A 19,487-nucleotide genomic window follows, 5' to 3' on the forward strand; every position below is an offset into this window, starting at 1 on the left:
GCTATGGGGGAAAGTGTTCGTAGCCGCTGGCGCGCGACTCGCACGGTGGCCGTGGCGTTGGTCGGGGTGGCCGCACTGGCCGTGCTGTCCGTAGTGCTCCTGGTCCTTCCAGGGATGGTGGTGGACCACGATCTCGCTGGCGGCCACCTTGCTGCCGCGGACCGGATGAACGCGGTGAACAACGTGCGTACCACGCTGCTGCAGGCGGTCGGTGGCGCGGTCGTCTTGTTCGGCGCCTACGCCACCTGGCGGCAGTTGCGTGTCAGCCAGGACGGGCTGAACGCCACCCGGGAGGGCAATGTCACCGATCGCTTCAGCCGGGCAGTGGAACAGCTCGGCAGTGACAAACTGGACGTGCGGATCGGCGGCATCTACGCACTGTGGCGGATCGCGGACCACTCCGCCCGCGACCACGAAGCCGTCGTCTCGATCATGGCGGCATACCTTCGGACACATCTGCCGTGGCCGCCACAGGAGCCGGGCGCTCCGGCGGCGGACGCGTCCATCAACTCGGTACGCCCGCTGGAGACCCGTGCCGCCGATGCTCAGGTGGCGCTCACCTGCCTCGGAGTCCTTGGCCAGGAACGCAGCCCGGGTTGGCTCAACGTAAGCTTCACCGACCTTCGTCGAGCCGACTGCGACGGGCTGTGGCTGAACGGTGTCAACCTCGACGCCACATGCCTGGAAGCGGCGAGCGTGTACCAGGTCAACCTGAGCGGGGCGTCACTGATCGAAGCCAACCTGCGGTATGCCGAACTCGGGACGTCGATTCTCCATCAGGTCCGCTGTCTCGAAGCCGATCTGCGCGGCGCACGCCTGGTCAAGGCCGACCTGCGGGAGGCGGACTTCTCCGGTGCGGACCTCAGGGAGGCGAACCTGCGCAAGGCTCGGGCCCATGGGGCGGTGTTCGTCCGTGCGGATCTGCGGTTGGCTGACCTGCGGGGCTGCGACCTCAGCGGTGCCGACCTGCAGCACGCGAGACTCGAAGGCGCACTGGCGAGCGACCTGACCATCTGGCCAAACGGCTTCGACATCGACGCGGCCAGCCTCGTCATCGCCGAGGATCCCGGCGCCGAACCTGACGTTCTGCTGCCGGCTGCCGCGATCACGAGGCCAATCCCGCCCCTGCTGTCGGCCTGATGCTTGGTTCGACTTCATCGCACTGGATTGATAAGGCCGCCGAGTCGAGGGGGCGGGCGCCCCCTCACAACGGCAGCCTGACCAACCCCGGCGCTGGCGTGCCCGGGCGCCGAGAACGGATCAGCACTTGACTTCGCCGTGACCGCTCAGCTGCTTGGGCCTACTGCCACGCCGTCTACTTGCTGCGACTCCACCGCCCTCCCCGGTACCAGGACAGCAAGGGTGCTGCGCGCTTCACGCCGCAGCGTGCGACGCGGAGCAAAGGTCGCAGTAAGAGCGAGGATCGAGACCGTACCCCCGTAGAACACAGTAGCGATCGTGGAGAGGAGCCCGATCGTCATCGGGCACGCACCTTTCTTCCCCCGTTCGGCCCGCCCGGCTCATAACCCGGGGCGGGCGTTGATGCGTTTCCTCTCCACCATACGCGCGCCGTCAACTCCCCTGCGCAGCATGGCCAACCCGGCGAACGCGGTCACAGAACCTAAGCGGACGCCCTCCTAGCGGCACTGTAGGTGTTCGTCGACGACCATGCGGACCCGCGTGGCCGGGTCGGCCGACCTCGCTGACGGACAGGTCAGTCCCACTGCTCGTCCGCGAGGGAGGTGACCGGCTGCGGCTTGCCGATGACGGCCAGGGCGATGAAGAAGTTGATCTGGCCGATCGCGATGGTCAGGGTGGCCAGCGCCTTCTCGTCGTAGTGTTTCGCCACCTCGGCGTACAGCTCGTCGCAGACGCGCTCCTTGCCGTGCGGGGCGGGCTGGAGGGTGGCCTCCACCAGGGCGAGGGCGGCGCGTTCGGCGTCGGTGAAGTAGGGGGCGTCCTGCCAGGAGGAGACGGCGGTGATGCGCTCCTCGGACTCCCCGGCCTTGCGTAGGAAGCCGGTGTTCAGGATCGTCAGGTAGGTGTTGCCGACGATCTGCCCGGCGCGCAGGTGGACGAGGTTCATCGTGGTGCGTGGCAGCGAGTGGTTGCCCGTGGCCCGGAAAAGGGCGGCGCTGATGTCGTTGAGCTCGGGCACGAACTCGGCCGGGTTGGGCATCCGGGAGATAGAGCTGTTCGTCATGGCTTTTGTTCTCTTTCGTATCGGCCTGGTTGGCGTCTTCACCGCACTGACGGATCGGCGCACGCAGATGTGACAGGAATCCGGGAAGGATCTCTGACGTGCTCCGGACCTGGTGACAACCCTGTCCTTCCCGGGTCGCGCCTTGGCTGGGTGAACCGGGTGTTCTCAGTGGTTGCAGGCGGTCAGAGATCGTTGGTGATGCCGCGCACGATGTTCATGTGCGCGGCCTTCCTGTTCGACGCCGTCACCACGAGGTGGGGATGTACGGGTAGCAGGGGCGGTAGGGCGAGCCGAGGGAGCTCGGGTCGCCATAGCCCGCGAGCCAGTCCCCGGTGTTCGGGCCGACAATTCCGTCCACCTGGATGTTCGTCTTGCTCTGGAACCACTCGACAGCGCCCCAGGTCTTGTTCCCCCAAATCCCGTCCTCGGCCAGCTGCGCCGGAGGGTTCTGGTTCGCGAGGGGCGTGTTCTGGAAGGCGTAGTTCAGGTTGTGCTGGACGCACAACACGGCGTTGTACTTGGTGGAGTATCCGTAGCCGACGTATGGCGCGGTGGTGCTGGCATTGGCGATGCCGGTGGTGGCGGCGAACAGCATGGGAACTGCGATTGCGACACTGAAGTGCTTGGCCATCCGCTTGATGTTCAAGGTTCCCCCGATCGGGTTGAGAAGAGTCGAGCGGGAGGCAGCCTATGAACGGAGAGCCTGCTGCTGTGTGCATGCCATGCAGTCCTCCTGCACAATGCGTGCAGCGGGGAGAAGGGCTCCCCCGCACCGGGAGTCGGTCGTGATGGCAGTGCCTCGCCCCGTCCGTCGGACTTCTGATCACTGCAGGTGCAGGCACCGGCGGTGAGAAGCGGGATATCGGGGGGATTTGACGATGTGGCAGGGTGGTTCCGCAGGAGCGGTGCCGGCAGCAGACAGGTTCGACTGGTTCGCCGACGTGGTGTCCAGTGCCTTGATGCCGTCGGCGCTCACTCCGCAGGACGCCGCTGGGTTCTATGCCGAGGGCGCCGTGCTGGACCTCGGAACCGCCCAGGTGTCGAGGTTCTCCTACTCCCCGCTCCGTTCGCGACGCACACCAACGCTGATCCGCAGGGGAGACCCGGAACAGTACCAACTCGGGCTGGTGACCAAAGGCTCCGCGTGGTTCGCGCAACAGGGTGGCGAGGCGGTGCTGCAGGCCGGGGACATGGTGCTGTGGGACACATCCCGCCCCTACGAGTCCGGCTCCGGAACAGACGGCAGCAGCGTCGAGGCGTTCGTTCTGCAGATACCCAAGGCGCAGATGCTCTTGCCCACGCAGCAGGTTGACCGGCTCCTTGCGCAGCGCATACCCGGTGGCACGGGCATGGGGGCGATCCTGGCCCAGTTCCTGGTCGCGCTCGCCGGCAACGGCCCCGACTGCCGGCCCCAGGAACTGGGCGGACTTGGGAACATGGCAGTGGAACTGGCTACCTCGTGCCTGGCGCACCGGCTCGGTGCCGTGAGGGCAGTGCCTTCGGAGCTCCGGAGTCACGCGTTGCTCCGTCAGATCACCGCCTTCATCGAGCACAACCTGTGCGACCCTGAACTGACCCCGGGCGCTATCGCCGACCGTCATCACCTCTCATTGCGCAGCCTGTACGCGCTGTTCCAAGGTCAGGAGGAGAGCGTCGCCGCATTGATTCGGCGGCGGAGACTTGAACAATGCCGCAGTGAGTTGGCCCGCCCCGAATTGCGCAACGAGCCGGTGCAAACCATTGCCGCCCGCTGGGGGTTCACCAGCGCCACCGCCTTCAGCCGTACGTTCCGCGCCGCGTACGGCAGAACTCCCAGCGATTACCGCCGCCAAGCCCTCGATACCGCTCGCGCAAGCGGGGCTTACGGAACTCGGCGGTAGATGTCGCGATGGTTGCCGACGGCTGCCTCCTGGTCGCCCTCGACACCGGCGGCCGGGGCTGGGCTGGGCCGTCGTCGTGCCGGTCTGCGACCGGTGCGCGTCAGCCGGCGTGGCCGTGTCGGCCGGTCTTTGCCATCGCCCCTTGCGTGTCCGATCTCCGCGGTGGTTGCTCCGCGCGTGCGGGGCGCCTTGGGTATGTCCTCACCGAGCATCGCGTTTGCACAGGTCATTTCGTATGCGAGCCACTCGCGAGCCACCACCGAGCCAGTGAGAGCGGCCGTCCCACGAAGGCTCGGAACGACGCCGAAGACCTCTGGGCTCGATTCGCGTTACTCCGGCCGGGCCGTCGCAGCAGGCCGTCGAGGGCGGTCTACGGCCGAGCCATCGCACACACCGAGCGATTCGAGCGGCGGTGACAAGGTGGCCACACGGGGTTCCGGCCCAGTCGATGAGCGCAGTTGCTGGGTCTGGAAACGGTCTGCGGACTCCTCCGCAGACCGTTACAGAAAATCGGGGCTCAGCCAGCTACCGGATGCGGCAGGGGGCTGGGCGGGCTGGTGTCTGTCTATCGGCGAACGCTGCGCTGAGGAATATCCCTGCCCACCTGGGGCTTTGCAGTGACGTTCAACCGGATGAGCAGCTGGGGGTAGGGATGAAGAACGAACGTGCGCTGGTCGTCGGCGGTGGCGGAGTGGCCGGAATAGCCTGGGCTACGGGCGTGCTGGCCGGTCTTGCCGACGCCGGGGTAGATGTCACCGACGCGGACGCCTTGTTCGGGACCTCGGCCGGGTCGGCGGTGGCCGCACAGCTCACCAGCGGTGTAGAGCTGCCGGCGCTGTTCCGGGCCCAGGTGGACCCCGCGCTGCAGCAGGAGGAGCTGACGCCGCGGGACGGCGCGCTCGTCGAGGCCTTCGAGTTCGCCGCGAAAGTCGACGCCGAGGTCACCGACCCGGTGGAACGCCTGCGGCGGATGGGTGAGATGGCTCTGGCCGCCGAGACCGTGACCGAGGCCGCCCGGAGGGCCGTCATCGAGGCCCGGTTGCCGTCCCACAGGTGGCCGGAGCGCAATCTGTTGGTGATCGCCGTGCACGCTGTCAGCGGTGAGACCCGGGTCTTCGACCGTACCTCCGGCGTCGGCCTGGTGGACGCTGTGACGGCGAGCTGCGCCATTCCCGGTGTGTGGCCTGCCGCGACAGTCGGCGACGACCGCTACATCGACGGCGGCGTCCGTTCGCTCACCAACCTCGATCTCGCGGCAGACTACGCCCGCACTCTCGTCATCGCTCCGATGCCCGACCCTGTACTCGATGCCGACGCAGCCTCGATCACCCGGCGAGGCGGCCTCGTCGAGGTCATCACCCCCGACGAGGCCTCTCTTGCCGCCTTCGGCACCGACCCGCTGTCCCCTGCCAGCAGGACCCCTGCGGGCCACGCTGGTTTCACCCAGGGCCGGGCGGCCGCGCAGGAGATCGCCACGCTGTGGAGCATGGCGTAGCACACGACGCGACAGGGTGGCCGTCGCCGACAACATCAGCTCTCAGAGCCGAAGCCAACCAACAGCTCGGGCAGACGGCGGGGCTTCCCGGCCTCAAACGCGACGAGGAGAGCGTCGGCAGTCTGCTCCGGGCCTCGGTGCGGGTGCGGAACGTGTGACGGTGCACGTACTCCACTTTGAGCACGCTGTTGAACGCCTGGCTGACTGCGTTATCGAAACAAGATCCGACTCGGCCCATGGACTGCACGCCGGCTGCATCTCCGCGCCTCCATGATCTGGATCAACGACCTCACCCGAACCAGCCTGTGATCACAGCCAGTTACAGGACTGGTCGCGAGGTCAGGCGGTCAGCGCCGCAAGCTCCGCGTTGGCGCGCTCGGTGACCAGGGCGAGGACGCGGCCGGCGGCGGTCAGGTCCTCGGCGGGTATCCCGCCCCAGATGCGGGCGGAGATGGGGGCGGTCTCCGCGCCGGTGGCGGCGAGCAGCTCGCGCCCAGCGTCCGTCGGGCGAAGGTGCGCGCCGTCCGCGACGAGCAGCTGCTTGGCCAGCAGTTCGTCGAGGGTGGCGCGGATGTCGGCCGGATCGGCCTTGAGGGAGCCCTGGACCTGGGTGATGAGATCGTCCGACGTCTGCGGGGTCTCGGTGGTGATGGCGGCGCGCAGGGCGACCTGCTGTTGGAACGTGGCGCCGTACCGGGCCAGGACGTGCTCCAGGACGCTGCGGGCGGCGTAGTGGGCCAGGGCGAGGGCGCGGGCATCGGCGACGGGCGCGGTAGCGGTGGATGCGGTGGTGGTCATGGCGTTCTCCTCCGGGTGCTCTGGTCGTTCGGTACGGATGGAGCGAGAGGTACGTCGAGCAGGGCCGTCAGCTCGGCGGTGAACGCGCGCGTCCTCGGGGCGTTGAGGCCGCCGAGCGGCTCCAGCAGTTGCTGGAGCAGTCCCTGGACCACCGCGATGGCCTGCCGCGTGACAGCCTGTCCTTGCTCGGTGAGGGCGAGCTGTACGGCGCGCGGGTCGCGGGGGTCGCGGGTGCGCTCGATCAGACCGGCCGACTCCAGGACGCGCGCCAGCTTCGAGACATAGAGCGCCTCCAGGCCGGTGTGGTCGGCGAGCCGGCGCTGGCTGGGCCGCTCGCCAGCGCGCTGCATGCCGTGCAGCGACGCGACCAATACGTACTGTGCGTGGGTGAGACCCAGCGGAGCCACCGCGCGGTCGACCGCGACGCGCCACTTGTTGGCGAGCCGCCATACCAGGAAGCCGGGCGTGGGGCCCGGTGAACCCTTGCTCATGGCGAATAGATTACATGGCTACTATGTCCATGGCTACTATTTTCGGCGGATGTGACGGCGCAATCGACTCGGCGCCGCGACGGGCCGAGGGAACGCCTCCAGCGGGACCGCCTCCGCCCCGTCACACGATCAAGACCAAATACAGGCCCTACTAGGCCCTGGATCGAAAGTGGATCTTGTGCTGTGAATGATCACAGTTCATGGGGCGGGGTGATCTCACGGACGAGCAGTGGGCGGTGTTGGAGCCGTTGCTGCCGAAGGGGATGAAGGCGGGGCGGCCGCCCGTCTGGTCCCGGCGGCGGTTGATCGACGGCATACGGTTCCGAGTCCGGACAGGTGTTCCGTGGCGGGACGTCCCCGTCGAGTACGGACCGTGGGGCCGGGTCTACGACCTCTTCCGCCGGTGGCAGCGGAACGGCACCTGGCACCGGATCCTCACCCGGCTCCAGTCCCTGGCCGACGCGAAGGGTGCGATCACGTGGGACCTGAGCGTCGACTCCACAGTCTGCCGCGCCCACCAGCACGCGGCCGGAGCCCGAAGGCAGGGCGACCTGCAGAAGGAACCGCCGGGCGGTGTCTTCGCCGAGCCCGGAGACCACGGACTGGGACGCTCACGCGGCGGATTCACCACCAAGCTGCACCTGGCCGTCGAGCAGGGCCAAAAGCCCATGTCGATCGTGATCACAGCCGGGCAGCGCGGAGACTCGCCGCAGTTCGAACCCGTACTGGAGAAAGTCCGCGTGCCCCGCATTGGGCCGGGCCGGTCACGCGTCCGTCCCGATCGGGTGCGTGCCTATTAGGCGTACGCTTCCCGTAAGAACCGCGCTTACCTGCGCCGCCGCGGGATCCGCTGCACCATCCCGGACAAGGCCGACCAGGCCCGCAACCGCCAGAAGCTCGGCTCCCGACCACCACATTTCGACCCGGCCGACTACCGCAAGCGCCACGCGGTCGAGTGCGGGATCAACCGCCTCAAGAGAGACCGCGCCGTCGCCACGCGATACGACTCGCGGTCCGCTACGAGGCGACTGTCCTGATCGCTGCTATCAACGAGTGGCTGTGATCGGTACCCGTCGCTAGAGCTCGTAGTCCTGGGCCAGCTCCTCCCAGCGAATGCTGCGCAGCACAAGGTCGGCGTCCTTGCCCGATGGGACGTCCAAGCCGGTCTGGAACCAGATCACGGTGAGAGCGGAACGGTGCAGCACCGGGTCGAGTTCAAAGGCGACCGCTGTCGAGCGGAAGGCGCCGATGCAGGCCACGGAAGGCAGCACCTCAACGGGGCCGAAGGCGCCGGCAGTCTGGTCCGGGTACTCGCGGGAGGGGGCAACCAGATAGACCGGCGTGGAGGGAAACGCACGTTCAGCCTGCCGCTGAAGGCTCCTGACCTTCATGTCGTTGATGGGCTTGCACGGGTAGCCCTCCAGCATCCCTCCATAGGTCGAAGACATTCGCAGCTCGGTGAGCTCGATTGAACGTCCGGATGAGAGGGCTATGTGGCTCAGCGACATGCCGACACCCTATGTGCAAGACTCACTTCCGATACACGGCCTAGTTCCCCAGGGAGCCGGCCGTGCCGATCCCGGCCGGCGGGCAGGATCGGCACGACGGCGTACATCGTCAGTTTGTTCGTTCCTCGTTGCGGACAGCCGAGCTCGCGGTGCCCGGGTCTGCCGATGTCTCCGCCGCCAGCGCCTTCACACCCTTGATCGAATGCGGGCGATCTCCTTTGTCCGAAGGAGCGGTGGCCACTGCGGACGTCTCACCTCCCGCGGGTGCAGACATGACATGTGTCTACGGTCCTGCGCGTCCGGCTCGCTCGGTTTCCGCAGCGCGACCTGCTCGACGCCGATGCGCCGTCGCACAGCCTGCCTGGCACCGCCTTGGTGAAGATCAGTACGTCCTCGTGCTGGATCACCGCGAGCGGGAGGCCCTGTCGGCGGGCGTCGCGGACGTTCTTCATCTGAAAGAACGACGGACGGGTGATCACGCGGCTGTCACGGATACCCGCGAGGAGCGCGACGGAGCGTTCGGTGGGGGTGAGTCCGGCGGCCTGGCCTGCAGCGAGGACGGCAGAGGGCAGGTCGATGAGTTCGCCCCGCTCGCGCCACGGGCGGGTGGTGACGACGACCGTTCCCCCAGGGCGCAGGACGCTCCGGCACTGAGCAAGGATCTCGGTGAAGGCTTCCAGGAGCCGGTCGGTGGAGACGTGGGCAAGGTTGGAAGGGTCGTGGCCGTAGCGGTAGTTCGTCTTCACCACCCCGCGTTCGCCGGTCTCGCGGGTGGAGCGCACCTGCCCGTGAACGGAGCTTCCGTACGGCGGTGAGGTGACTACGAGGTCTACCTCGCCGTGGAGTGCGGTGGGGATGAGCTGGGTGAGGTTTCGGGCGTCGCCGCAGTGCACGGCGCCGGCGCTGGTGCCGTCTTGTCGGGTGGCGGAGGCTGCGTTGAGTCGGGCGAGGTCGGCCCACTTCCCTTCGTACTCGACGCCGAGGGCGCTGCGGCCGAGGTGGATGGCCTCGACGAGGGTGGTGCCGATGCCGCACATCGGGTCGAGGACCAGGTCGCCGGGGCGGGTGTAGGTGGAGATGGCGTGGGCGGCGATCCTGGGGAGCATCTTGGCCGGGTGGGCGGCGGAGCCGGGTACGTAGCGGCCCTTGCGCTGCGCCGGGGCGGAGGTGGGAGCGGTGTTCCACACCGAGAGGGGGTAGGGCACGGCGGTCTCCTCTTTCCCGGGTCTAGGCGTGGCGGATCGCGGACAGGGCGATCAGGTCGCAGTGTGCGACGCCACGGGAGATGTCCGCGGGAAGGACGGGTACGAGGTGGTCGCCGACGGGATGGGCGTAGGCGACGACGATGTGCTGGAGGTAGCGGAAGCCGGCGGTGCGGGCGCAAGCGATCAGTGTCCCCAGCGGGTCGGTGAGCTGTCCGGCCTCCCGGCGTTGGCGGGTGGCCAGCAGCAGAAGTCCGTAGTCGGGGAGGAGCCGGTGGGCACGGTGGAAGAAGCCGGGCCAACCGTCCGCCAGGGCGCCGGGCATCCCGCTGTGGTCGGACGGCAGGTCGTCGGTGGGGGCGGGCAGGGTGTCGGGGTGGAGTTCGGCCAGCAGGAGGGAGGGCTTCTTCGCTCCGTCCTCGTCGTCGGCCGGGTTGGTGAAGGGGGCGGTCGGGATGCGGGCGTCCATGGCCGGTGCCGTGTCCCGGATGGCGATCTTGAGGAGTGGGGCGGGCCGGTCGGCAGGGCGTCCGACGAAGTCGGTGCGGATCTTGTCGAGGGCCCAGGCGGGCAGTACCGCACCCGGGATGGGAGCAACGTTGGGCTCGTCCGGGCCGGGGAGCCACACCGTCGTCGGCAGTAGGTGGGCGGTACGACGGCGGCGAGCAGCGAGGTTCGGCATGGGCTGAGCGGGGCCCGGGAGTGAGGGTCCGGCCGTGCTCGTGCTGACGTAGGTAATAGGGACTCGCTGGCAGATCTTCGCCATCGCCTTACGGGTGTTCGATTGCCTTGGCGTTCGCTCCGCGTGCACGGCGGGCAGCACTGGCCTTTCTCACCAGTTATCACGTTGACGCAGGCCACCTCCCTTACGAGCCAGTCGCGTGCCATATGCGAGCCACCACCGAACCATCAGAGGCGGCCCCTATGACGGCGATCAGATCGATGCCGAAAAAGTTCCGTGTTCGAATCGCGATGCTCCGTCCGCGGCGTCATGGCAGCCCATGGCGGGAGCAGCAGAGCCGGGCCATCGCACATGCCGGTCCATTCGACCGGCGGTGGCGCGGCACTGGCATGTGAGTGGGCCCGCGGTGACTCGGGGGCCTGGGAGGGGTGGCGGCGGAAGTTGTCCACGCCATCACGGGAGATGCGCCATGCACCACCGTCAGCACCCCCACCGCCCCACCGCCGCCCACCCGCAGAGCACTCTTCGCTCGCCGCTCGGAGAGCTGGAGCAGACGTTCCTCGCTCTCGCCCACGGCGCCGAGCCCCTCACCCTCCCCGCTCACCTGGTGTGCGACGAACCCGACCGTGCGGCCTGGCCGGTCGACCGGATCCGCACTCACCTGGCCCACTCCTCCACCCGCGCCGAACTGCGCGAGCAGACCTGGCGCGAGGTGGTCCGGCGTGCCCGCGACCTCGGCGAGCCATGGGGTGTGGTCGCCGTGGCCATGACCGTGCCGGTGCTGCGCCGGATGCTCGCCCGGCTGGCCCGCCCCGTCCATCTGGAGCACGCCGAGGTCGAGCAGGAGGCCTTGGCAGCTGTCGCCACGGCCCTGCGCACGGTGGACCCCGGCGTGGAACGGTTGGACCGGGAACTGTTCAGCGCGGCCGACCGGGCCGTGCACCGACTGGCGTACGCAGCGCGCCGCCAAGCCGCCCGCGAAACCGCCGCATATGCAGGATCTCTCGACCACCCGTACTCCCCACCCCAGGTGGACAAGGGAGAGCCGGTGGACGAGCTGACGGTGCTGGCCCGCGCCGTGCAGGCCGGCGTGATCCGCGTGGCCGAGGCGCGGCTGATCGCCCGAACCCGCCTCGACGGAGAGCCCATGGACCGTCTCGCGGCCGAGCGCGGGATGAGTGCACGTCAGCTCTACCGGCACCGCAGCGCCGCCGAACAGCACTTGGCCACACATCTGCGGCGCCTGCAGCAAGAGCTGTAGGGCGTCCGACCGGGCGACATGTGGTGGCGAAATGTCAATTCCCGCCACCGGCGTCTCTATTCACGACGATGGCCCGGCTCGGATCGGGATCCGAGCCGTCCGCTCCGGTCCGGCGCAGCGGCTGGCGGCCGATGTCACGGGCCGGAGCGATGCAGTGTGCGGGGTGAGCACGACCGTCTCGTGCTGACACCCGAGAAAACCCTTCCCGTCGCACTCCTTGAGGAGGTCGGCCCGGAGGCCAGGGTTCTGCTCACCCCGCACCCGCTTCTCGTACACGCCTGTGGGACTGCCGTCTCGGTCGCCCCTTTCTGTCCAGTTCTGTGTGCCGATGGAGGTGTGCTGCCATGTCCGCGAAGCTCCGTCGGCCGTACCAGCCGAAGCTCCGGCCTTTGGGCCGCTGGCTCTCGCGGTTGGGGTTCGTCGTTGCCTGTACCGTTTCGGCACTGCTGGCGGATCCGCCTTGTGTGTGGGCGGTCGCGGACATCCCGACCGTCATCACGAACCTGCGGAACTGGATCGTCGGCATCCTCGCGGGACTCGCCACCCTGTTCCTGACCTTCGGCGGGCTGCGCTACCTCATGGCCGGCGGCGATCCCGGGGAAGTCGAGGCCGCCAAGCGGGGGTTGAAGGCTGCGGCCATCGGCTACGGGCTGGCGATCCTGGCGCCAGTGGTCGTGACAGTGTTGCAAGGCATCGTCGGCGCAGGCGGGGGCGGGCGGTGATGCGCTCACGTCTGGGCCGCGCCCTGCCGCTGCTGTTCCTGGCCGCCCTCGTGTTCGTTCCGCTCGCCCAGCCGGGTTCCGCGTACGCCGTGGACCTGGTTGCCTTCGGCCCGGCTTCCCCTGATCCACCTCAGCCCGAACCGCAGCCCGCGCCCGGCCCCGCGGCGCCCTCCCCCGCCCCCGAGCCCGGACCGAGGCCGGATCCCGCCCCAGGACCCACCCCTTCTGCGGGCCGTCCCGCGCCGAAACCAGAACAGCCGTCCCCCACCGAGCCGGCGCCGGGCCCCAGCCCGTCAGCCTGCGAGGCCACCGGCGTCGGCTGCGACAAGGACAGCGGCTGGGGCTTTCTCGACATCCCCGGGATGATCGTGAACGCGGTCACCTCGTTCCTCGGCACACTGATCGAGCAGGTCATGAAGCCGATCCGCGAGTTCCTCGCCGACACCCTGCTCGCCACCCCCGACGTCACCCAGCACACGGACATCAAGCGATTGTGGACCTGGACGCTGGGAACCACCGCCGGGATCTATGTGCTGTTCGTGACCGCGGGCGGCATCACGGTGATGGGCTACGAGACCGTCCAGACCCGCTACGCCCTGCGGCAGATCGCCCCGCGCCTGCTGCTCGGGATGGCCGCGGCGGCTGCCTCGCTGACCGTGATGGGCAAGGCGATCAGCCTGTCCAACGCCCTCGCCCACGCGATCATGGCCAGCGACCTGTCGGACGCCGGGCAGGGCATGGTCGAACGCGTCCTGCCCTTCACCCTGTTCGGCTCCCCCGGCCTGCAGCTGTACCTGCTCATCCTGGCGATCGTGACGACGGCACTGGTCCTCGCCGTGCTGATCGGCTTCCTGGTACGTGTCGCGGTGATGGCGCTGCTGGCCGCAGGCGCGCCCCTGATGCTGGCGTGTCACGCGCATCCGCTGACCGATCCGGTCGCCCGCCTGTGGTGGCGCGGGCTGGCCGGTTGCCTGGTCATCCAGATCGCCCAGTCGATGACGTTCGTCCTCGCGCTGAAGCTGTTCTTCGCCCCCGGTGCCACCGCCCTGGGCATTCCCAAGGCCGACCAGCTGGGCACCATGCTCGCCGGCGTGGCCCTGTTCTGGGTGCTGTTCAAGATTCCCGGCTGGACGCTGCAGGTCGTCCTGCACGGCACCCCCGCGCACCAACCGCACACGCCCGGAGTACGGATGCTCAGGCACCTGGCGATGTACCGGCTCATCAACCACTACCTGCCAGGCATGTACCCACCACGTCGCCGCCCAGGCGGAGGAGGCCGCGGGCCGGGCCCTGGCCGCGGCGGCCCTGGCGGGCGCGGTGGTGGAGGAGGTGGTGGTGGCGGAGAAGGAGGAGGAGGTGGAGGTGGTGGAGGTGGTGCAGGCCGGGGCCGGGGCGGCCCCGGCGCAGGAGTAGGCCGTCCGCCGGGACGAGGCAGGCGCGGGCCGGGTGGAGGCGGCCCGCCTGCCCCTGGCCCCGGGGGTGGGGGCGGGCAAGGCCGTGGCGGACCAGCGGGCGCGCCACGCCCCGGTGGCCGCCCCCGGCCAGCGGGTCAGCCCGCGCCCGGTGCCCCGCCCGGACGGGGCGGGCGCCGCGTCGGCGCACTACCGCTTCCCGCCGCGGCCAGGACTCCTGTCCCCGCTGTCCCACCTCGCCAGACGCCGCAGCACCGCAGGCCCGGTGTGGTTCCCGCTGTCCGCACGCCGAGAGGTCCCCGCGCTGTGATCTACCCCGCCCAAGCCCGTCGGACCCGACAACTGCCCCTGCCCGTCACTGCCGCGCGCACTCCGACCCGGCCGGCAGGGGCTACCCAGCTCTGGCTGCCGATCCGCGCCGAGCGCCTACCGGCCCCGCCCTCACCAGCCCGCGCCGTGCCGGCCACGCCACCGCCGGCGACCCGGCCGACCCCCGCGAACCGAGCCCGCCAACTGGCCCTGCCCATTCCCGCCCGCCGTGACCGCGTCCGGCCGCCTCGCCCCATGCAACTGCGCCTGCCCCTCGAACCACCCCGGAGGTAACCCCGTGCATCAGCCCGACGAGACGGCGGACGCCCCCTACACCACCCGCATTCCAGCCGACATCTCCCGCCCCGACCGCCTCCTGGGACCCTTCACCGCCAGGCAGACAGGCATCCTCACTGCCGCGGCATTCGTGCTGTACGGCGGCTGGTGGGCCACACGCCGCTTCATGCCCCCGCTCGCGTACGTGGTCCTCGTCATTCCGGTCGCCGGCGCGGTGGCCGCCCTCGCGCTAGGCCGCCGGGAGGGCATCGGCTTGGACCGCTTCCTGCTCTCCGCGCTCGCCCATGCCCGCGCGTCGAAACGCCAGGTGCACGCCCCCGAAGGAATGCCCGCGTTGCCGGCCGTCGTTCCCGGCCGCTGGGCCACAGCCGCAGGCTCGCCTCCGGATGCGATGCGTATGCCGTACGACGGCATCACACCGGAAGGGGTGCTCGACCTGAACCGGGACGGAAGGGCGGCCCTGGCGACGTGCTCCACGGTCAACTTCGAGCTGCGCTCAGCGGCCGAGCAGCAGGCCCTGACCGCGGCGTTCGCGCGCTGGCTCAACTCCCTGACCGGCCCGACCCAGTTGCTGGTCCGCTGCCACCGCATCGACCTCGCCCCGCTCGCCGACACCCTGCAGCACGATGCCGCCGCGCTCCCGCACCCCGCGTTGGAGCGTGCCGCCCGAGCGCACGCCGGCTTCCTCACCGACCTCGCTGCCAGCGGCAACCTGCTCGGTCGGCAGATCGTGCTGGTCGCCCGCGAAGAAGCCGCAGCACCCGGCATACGAGGCCACTCCGGCGAAGGACGAGCACGTCAGCGCGTGGCCGAGGCCGCTCGCGCACTCGCCGCCGCCGAGATCACGGTCATCCCGCTGGACGCCGAGCAGAGCGCCGAGTTGGTCAGTGCGGCCTGCAACCCCGACACACCCACCCCACCCGACGACGATCCGGAAGGAAGCCTCGCATGATCCGGCTCCCCTTCAGCGCCCCTCGCACCACTGCCGACGCCCCGATCGTGGACGGCGCCCGCCTGCTGGATGTGGCCGGTCCCGAGGCCATCGAGGTGCACGCCCGCGCGCTGGCCATCGGAGCGCACCTGGCCACCACGCTCGTGGTCACCGGCTACCCGGCCGAAGTCAGCGCCGGCTGGCTCGTCCCGCTGCTGAGCTTCCCCGGGCATCTGGACATCGCTGTGCACATCGAGCCCGTTCCCAATGCTCTTGCGGCTGCCGGGCTGAAAAAGCAGCGCGCGCGTCTGGAATCCGGCCGCCGCACCGGTTTCGACAAGGGACACCTGGACGACCCGGAGACGGAGGCCGCCGCGGCGGATGCCGCTGAACTCGCCTACCGGATCGCCCGGGGCGAGGGGAAACTCTTCCACGTCGCCCTCTACCTGACCGTGCATGCCGCGGACGAGGAGAGCCTGGCCGAGCAGGCCGCCGCCGTCCGGGCCGTCGCCGAATCCCTCCTCATGACTGTTGCCCCGGCCACCTACCGGGCTCTGCCGGGCTGGCTGGCGACCCTGCCTCTCGGCGTCGACACTCTGAAAATCCGCCGCACCTTCGACACCGCCGCGCTTGCCGCGTGCTTTCCCTTCGCCAGCCCCGATCTGCCGATCAGCACCGACGAGGCCGGCGTCGCGTCGGGGGTGCTGTACGGGCTGAACGCGGTGTCCGGTGCCCCGGTGCTGTGGGACCGCTTCGCCCAGGACAACTACAACTCGATCACCCTGGCTCGCTCCGGCGCCGGCAAGTCCTATCTGACGAAACTGGAGCTGCTGAGGCTGATGTTCACTGGCGTGACGGCCTCGGTCATCGACCCGGAGAACGAGTACGTCCGGCTCGCCGAAACCGTCGGCGGGCACGTCGTCGCGCTCGGCGCCGACGGCGTACGCCTCAACCCTTTCGACCTGCCGGCAGCGGCGGACAACAGCGAGGACATCCTGACCAGGCGCGTGCTCTTGCTGCACACGTTCCTTGCGGTCCTGCTGGGCAGTGACCTGACCACGGCCGAGAAAGCTGTGCTGGACCGGGCCATCCTCGCTGCATACGCTCGCGCCGGAATCACCTCCGATCCCCGTACGTGGCAGCGCACCCCGCCCACGCTTGCCGATCTCGCGGCCGTCCTGGCCGAAGAAGGAAGCGAGGCGTCAGCCGATCTCACCAATCGGCTCGCTCCTTTCACCACCGGTTCGCATTCAGCGCTGTTCAACGGTCACACCACCGCCTCCACCACCGGTCACCTCGTCGTGTTCGCCCTGCGTCAGCTTCCGGAAGAGGTCAGGCCACCGGCCATGCTCCTTGCACTGGACGCGGTCTGGCGGCAGGTCACCCATCGCACGCAGCCGGGCCGGCATCTGGTCGTGGTGGACGAGGCATGGCTGCTGATGCGCGACGGCGCCGGAGCGGGCTTCCTGTTCCGGATGGCCAAGACCGCCCGCAAACGCTGGACAGGTCTTGCGATGGTCACCTCGGATGCCGACGATGTCCTCGCCTCCCCGCTCGGGCGGGCCATCGTTTCCAACGCGGCCACCCAGATCCTGCTCCGCCAGGCCCCGCAGGCCATCGAGGTGATCAGCGACAACTTCCATCTCTGTCACGGCGAGCGGGAGTTCCTGCTCTCCGCGACCCGAGGCGAGGCCCTGCTGCTGACCGGTGACCGCCGCCACAAGGTCGCCCTGATCAGCGTCGCCGCACCGGGCGAACACGAAGTGATCACCACGGATCCCGGCGAGCTCGCCGCCCAATACCTGACGGCCGGGCATCCCGAGGCCGATGGCCTCTCCACCGATGAGCCCTTCGACCGCGACGCTGGTTGGGCATCATGACGGCATACATCCCGAATGCTCACTCCCGGTCAGGCGGGCCACTGGTGGACTTCCTCACCGGCACGGACGGCTTGTGGAGCACGATCGGCGGCAACGGCGCCGGCTGGCTCTGGGCGCATGCTCTCGTGCTCGTTCCCTGTGTCACCGTCGCCCTGGCGGGCGGCTCCGTGCTCCGGTATCGCCTGCGCCTGCGGCGCGAACAGCGCCTCGCCCAGGGCGCCCGCTGTGTGGAGGTCTTCGCACCGCCTGTGGTCGCTGCCCGGGGCGGTGAAGTTCTGTGGGCGCAGCTCTCCGGTCTCCTGCGCCCCTGGTGGCACCGGATCACGACGGGCCAGCCACACCTCGCCTTCGAATACGCCTGGTCCCACACCGGGCTGTCGATCCGGCTGTGGCTGCCCGGCTCCGTGCCGCTGGGCCTGGTACGCCGTGCTGTCGAGGCCGCCTGGCCCGGCGCCCAGACCCGCGTCACCGAGCCGACCCCGCTCCTCCCGACCGGCCACAGCGTGACCGCTGGGAGGTTGCGCTCGACCCGTCCTGACGTGCTGCCGCTGCGCACCGACCACGCCACCGACCCGCTGCGGGCCCTGCTCCAGGCCGCCACCGGTATGGGCGAGGACGAATCCGCGTGCGTACAGGTCCTGGCCCGCCCTGCGACCGGCAGCGCCCTACGCCGGGCCCGTCGCCAGGCCCGCAGGCTGAAAGCGGGACACGTGCCCACCCGGCCGGTCGCCCTGGCGGCGCTCCTTCTCCACCGTGCGCAGCCCAGCACCACCGGCAAACAGGATCCCGAACACGGCCCAGCTGTACGGCAGTCGGCCACGAAGCTCGCCGGACCGCAGTGGCAGTGCGTGATCACCTACGCCGCCACCTGCTCGACCGAGGTGGAGCGTGCGCAAGATGTGGCGCGCGGCCGGGCCCACGCGCTTGCGTCTGCCTTCGGCCTGTACGCCGACCGCAACTATCTCGCGCGCACCCGCCTGCCTCAGCCCGAACCGCACCTGAGTGCCCGGTGTTTCCCCTTCTCGCGGCCGGCGCTGCTGTCCGTCCCGGAACTCGCCGCCCTGGCCCATCTCCCGGCCGACGTGGACGCCCCCGGACTGCGGCGGGCCGGCGCCCGGTCCGTTCTGCCCCCACCCACCGTTCCCGAGCCGGTGCCCGGCAGCGGGGTCAAACCTCTTGGCCGCTCGGACACCGGTGCCCGCCGCGGCGTGGGGCTTGCGGTCGCTGATGCCCGACATCATCTCCATGTCATGGGCGCGACCGGCTCCGGTAAGTCCACCCTCGTCGCGAACCTCGTCCTGGACGATGTGTGCCATCGCCGCGGCGTCATCGTCATCGACCCCAAGGGTGACCTGGTCACCGACCTGTTGGACCGCCTCCCGGACACATGTGCCGACCGCCTGGTCCTCATCGACCCTGACGACCCGCACACCCCGCCCTGTCTGAACGTCCTCGAGGGCACGGACATCGACGTCGTCGTCGACAACCTCACCGGCATCTTCCGCCGTATCTTCACCGCTTTCTGGGGCCCGCGTACCGACGACGTGATGCGCGCGGCCTGTCTCACGCTTCTCAAGCACCGCGAGCGCACCCGCCAGCTGGTCACCCTCGCCGATGTCCCCCGGCTGCTCGGCGAGTCCGCCTACCGGCTGCGGATCATCCCCGCGCTCAAGGATCCGGTGCTGCGGGGCTTCTGGGACTGGTACGAGTCCATGTCCGAGCCCTCACGAGCGGCCGTGGTCGGCCCGGTGATGAACAAACTGCGGGCCTTCCTGCTGCGTGACTTCGCCCGACGCGCGATCGCCGCCGGCCCCTCCACCTTCGACCTCGCCGGCGTCCTCGACGGCGGCATCCTGCTGGCCCGTCTGCCCAAGGGAGCGCTCGGCGAGGAGACCGCCCGGCTGCTGGGCTCGTTCATCGTCGCCGGCACCTGGCAGGCTGCCGCGGCCCGTGCCCGCACACCCGAGCACGCCCGGATCGACGCCACGCTGAGCATCGACGAGGCGCACAACTTCCTGACCTTGCCATATCCGTTGGAAGACATGCTCGCCGAGGCACGCGGCTACCGCCTGTCCATGCTGCTGGCCCACCAGCACCTCGCCCAGCTCCCCCGCGACCTGCGCGAAGGCATCTCTGCCAACGCCCGCAACAAGATCTTCTTCAACGCCTCCCCGGAAGACGCCGGCGCGCTGGAACGGCACACGCTCCCGACACTGGCCGCGCACGATCTCGCTCACCTCGGCCCGTACCAGGCCGGTGCTCATCTGCTGACCGGCGGCGCGGAGTCGGCCGCGTTCACTCTCACCACCCGTCCCCTGCCGCCCCCGGTGCCCGGCCGGGCGAAAGACCTGCGGGCGGCGGCGGGCGGACGCACCGGGCCACGTCCGGCCACACGCCCCTGAAGCACGCCTCCCCC

16 protein-coding genes and 1 pseudogene are annotated in these 19,487 nt (G+C 69.6%); 10 read left to right on the forward strand and 7 right to left on the reverse strand.

Annotated elements, in window-relative coordinates:
- Positions 1–66: 66 nt before the first annotated feature.
- The gene (locus ACFC8N_RS16640) at positions 67–1,140 is read left to right on the forward strand and encodes a pentapeptide repeat-containing protein (RefSeq protein WP_351623407.1); all 1,074 of its coding nucleotides are present in this window, start codon (positions 67–69) and stop codon (positions 1,138–1,140) included.
- A gap of 574 nt (positions 1,141–1,714) precedes the next feature.
- Here the strand turns inward: ACFC8N_RS16640 and ACFC8N_RS16645 are convergent.
- Positions 1,715–2,203 carry a carboxymuconolactone decarboxylase family protein gene (locus ACFC8N_RS16645; protein WP_376288550.1) on the reverse strand — a complete coding sequence of 163 codons (489 nt, stop codon included), beginning with the start codon at positions 2,201–2,203 and terminating at the stop codon, positions 1,715–1,717.
- Positions 2,204–2,447: 244 nt separating this feature from the next.
- Positions 2,448–2,834 (reverse strand): peptidoglycan-binding protein, encoded by a 387-nt coding sequence (locus ACFC8N_RS16650; RefSeq protein WP_376288551.1) that lies wholly within the window; start codon positions 2,832–2,834, stop codon positions 2,448–2,450.
- 274 nt (positions 2,835–3,108) lie between these two features.
- On the opposite strand from ACFC8N_RS16650, the gene ACFC8N_RS16655 reads away from it, so the two are divergent.
- Both ACFC8N_RS16655 and ACFC8N_RS16660 read left to right on the forward strand, forming a co-directional pair.
- Entirely contained in the window at positions 3,109–4,083 is a 975-nt protein-coding gene (locus ACFC8N_RS16655) for a helix-turn-helix domain-containing protein (protein ID WP_376288552.1), read from the forward strand.
- A 652-nt stretch (positions 4,084–4,735) separates the two neighbouring features.
- Positions 4,736–5,578 carry a patatin-like phospholipase family protein gene (locus ACFC8N_RS16660; RefSeq protein WP_376288553.1) on the forward strand — a complete coding sequence of 281 codons (843 nt, stop codon included), beginning with the start codon at positions 4,736–4,738 and terminating at the stop codon, positions 5,576–5,578.
- Positions 5,579–5,917: 339 nt separating this feature from the next.
- On the opposite strand, the gene ACFC8N_RS16665 is transcribed toward ACFC8N_RS16660, so the two are convergent.
- A complete protein-coding gene (locus tag ACFC8N_RS16665) occupies positions 5,918–6,376 on the reverse strand; it encodes a MarR family transcriptional regulator (protein ID WP_376288554.1) in 459 nt (152 codons plus the stop codon).
- Complete coding sequence (locus tag ACFC8N_RS16670; RefSeq protein WP_376288555.1) at positions 6,373–6,867, reverse strand: MarR family winged helix-turn-helix transcriptional regulator; 495 nt, start codon at positions 6,865–6,867, stop codon at positions 6,373–6,375. Before ACFC8N_RS16670 ends, ACFC8N_RS16665 begins: the two co-directional genes overlap by 4 nt.
- A gap of 200 nt (positions 6,868–7,067) precedes the next feature.
- On the opposite strand from ACFC8N_RS16670, the pseudogene ACFC8N_RS16675 reads away from it, so the two are divergent.
- Positions 7,068–7,930 (forward strand): annotated as a pseudogene (locus ACFC8N_RS16675) (IS5 family transposase).
- A gap of 13 nt (positions 7,931–7,943) precedes the next feature.
- Here the strand turns inward: ACFC8N_RS16675 and ACFC8N_RS16680 are convergent.
- From ACFC8N_RS16680 to ACFC8N_RS16690, 3 genes are all read right to left on the reverse strand, one after another.
- Complete coding sequence (locus ACFC8N_RS16680) at positions 7,944–8,375, reverse strand: hypothetical protein (protein ID WP_376288556.1); 432 nt, start codon at positions 8,373–8,375, stop codon at positions 7,944–7,946.
- A 251-nt stretch (positions 8,376–8,626) separates the two neighbouring features.
- On the reverse strand, positions 8,627–9,580 hold the full coding sequence (locus ACFC8N_RS16685; protein WP_376288557.1) for a TRM11 family SAM-dependent methyltransferase: 954 nt from the start codon (positions 9,578–9,580) through the stop codon (positions 8,627–8,629).
- 22 nt (positions 9,581–9,602) lie between these two features.
- Positions 9,603–10,259 (reverse strand): hypothetical protein, encoded by a 657-nt coding sequence (locus ACFC8N_RS16690; RefSeq protein ID WP_376288558.1) that lies wholly within the window; start codon positions 10,257–10,259, stop codon positions 9,603–9,605.
- Positions 10,260–10,728: 469 nt separating this feature from the next.
- Between ACFC8N_RS16690 and ACFC8N_RS16695 the strand changes: the two genes are divergently transcribed.
- The 6 genes from ACFC8N_RS16695 to ACFC8N_RS16720 all read left to right on the forward strand — a co-directional run bounded on the left by ACFC8N_RS16695 (position 10,729) and on the right by ACFC8N_RS16720 (position 19,473).
- Entirely contained in the window at positions 10,729–11,520 is a 792-nt protein-coding gene (locus tag ACFC8N_RS16695) for a hypothetical protein (protein ID WP_376288559.1), read from the forward strand.
- A gap of 344 nt (positions 11,521–11,864) precedes the next feature.
- Entirely contained in the window at positions 11,865–12,242 is a 378-nt protein-coding gene (locus tag ACFC8N_RS16700; RefSeq protein WP_376288560.1) for a pilin, read from the forward strand.
- Positions 12,242–14,257 (forward strand): hypothetical protein, encoded by a 2,016-nt coding sequence (locus ACFC8N_RS16705; RefSeq protein ID WP_376288561.1) that lies wholly within the window; start codon positions 12,242–12,244, stop codon positions 14,255–14,257. Before ACFC8N_RS16700 ends, ACFC8N_RS16705 begins: the two co-directional genes overlap by 1 nt.
- A 4-nt stretch (positions 14,258–14,261) precedes the next feature.
- Positions 14,262–15,212: a PrgI family protein gene (locus ACFC8N_RS16710; RefSeq protein WP_376288562.1), complete on the forward strand. Its 951-nt coding sequence runs from the start codon at positions 14,262–14,264 to the stop codon at positions 15,210–15,212.
- Positions 15,209–17,071, forward strand: coding sequence for a VirB4 family type IV secretion system protein (locus tag ACFC8N_RS16715; protein ID WP_376288563.1), 1,863 nt, complete (start codon positions 15,209–15,211; stop codon positions 17,069–17,071). The genes ACFC8N_RS16710 and ACFC8N_RS16715 overlap by 4 nt, the downstream gene beginning before the upstream one ends.
- Positions 17,068–19,473, forward strand: coding sequence for a type IV secretory system conjugative DNA transfer family protein (locus ACFC8N_RS16720; RefSeq protein ID WP_376288564.1), 2,406 nt, complete (start codon positions 17,068–17,070; stop codon positions 19,471–19,473). The genes ACFC8N_RS16715 and ACFC8N_RS16720 overlap by 4 nt, the downstream gene beginning before the upstream one ends.
- Positions 19,474–19,487 lie beyond the last annotated feature (14 nt).

The sequence above is a fragment of the Streptomyces sp. NPDC055966 genome, from assembly GCF_042269865.1.
In the GTDB taxonomy this organism is placed as follows: Bacteria; Actinomycetota; Actinomycetes; order Streptomycetales; family Streptomycetaceae; genus Streptomyces.

Bases quoted from the DNA above. Each gene is read 5' to 3' on its own strand.
- ACFC8N_RS16660 (WP_376288553.1), top strand. From the start codon at position 4,736: ATGAAGAACGAACGTGCGCTGGTCGTCGGCGGTGGCGGAGTGGCCGGA.
- ACFC8N_RS16665 (WP_376288554.1), bottom strand. From the start codon at position 6,376: ATGACCACCACCGCATCCACCGCTACCGCGCCCGTCGCCGATGCCCGC.
- ACFC8N_RS16690 (WP_376288558.1), bottom strand. From the start codon at position 10,259: ATGCCGAACCTCGCTGCTCGCCGCCGTCGTACCGCCCACCTACTGCCG.
- ACFC8N_RS16670 (WP_376288555.1), bottom strand. From the start codon at position 6,867: ATGAGCAAGGGTTCACCGGGCCCCACGCCCGGCTTCCTGGTATGGCGG.
- ACFC8N_RS16715 (WP_376288563.1), top strand. From the start codon at position 15,209: ATGATCCGGCTCCCCTTCAGCGCCCCTCGCACCACTGCCGACGCCCCG.
- ACFC8N_RS16645 (WP_376288550.1), bottom strand. From the start codon at position 2,203: ATGACGAACAGCTCTATCTCCCGGATGCCCAACCCGGCCGAGTTCGTG.
- ACFC8N_RS16700 (WP_376288560.1), top strand. From the start codon at position 11,865: ATGTCCGCGAAGCTCCGTCGGCCGTACCAGCCGAAGCTCCGGCCTTTG.
- ACFC8N_RS16705 (WP_376288561.1), top strand. From the start codon at position 12,242: ATGCGCTCACGTCTGGGCCGCGCCCTGCCGCTGCTGTTCCTGGCCGCC.
- ACFC8N_RS16680 (WP_376288556.1), bottom strand. From the start codon at position 8,375: ATGTCGCTGAGCCACATAGCCCTCTCATCCGGACGTTCAATCGAGCTC.
- ACFC8N_RS16650 (WP_376288551.1), bottom strand. From the start codon at position 2,834: ATGGCCAAGCACTTCAGTGTCGCAATCGCAGTTCCCATGCTGTTCGCC.
- ACFC8N_RS16695 (WP_376288559.1), top strand. From the start codon at position 10,729: ATGCACCACCGTCAGCACCCCCACCGCCCCACCGCCGCCCACCCGCAG.
- ACFC8N_RS16720 (WP_376288564.1), top strand. From the start codon at position 17,068: ATGACGGCATACATCCCGAATGCTCACTCCCGGTCAGGCGGGCCACTG.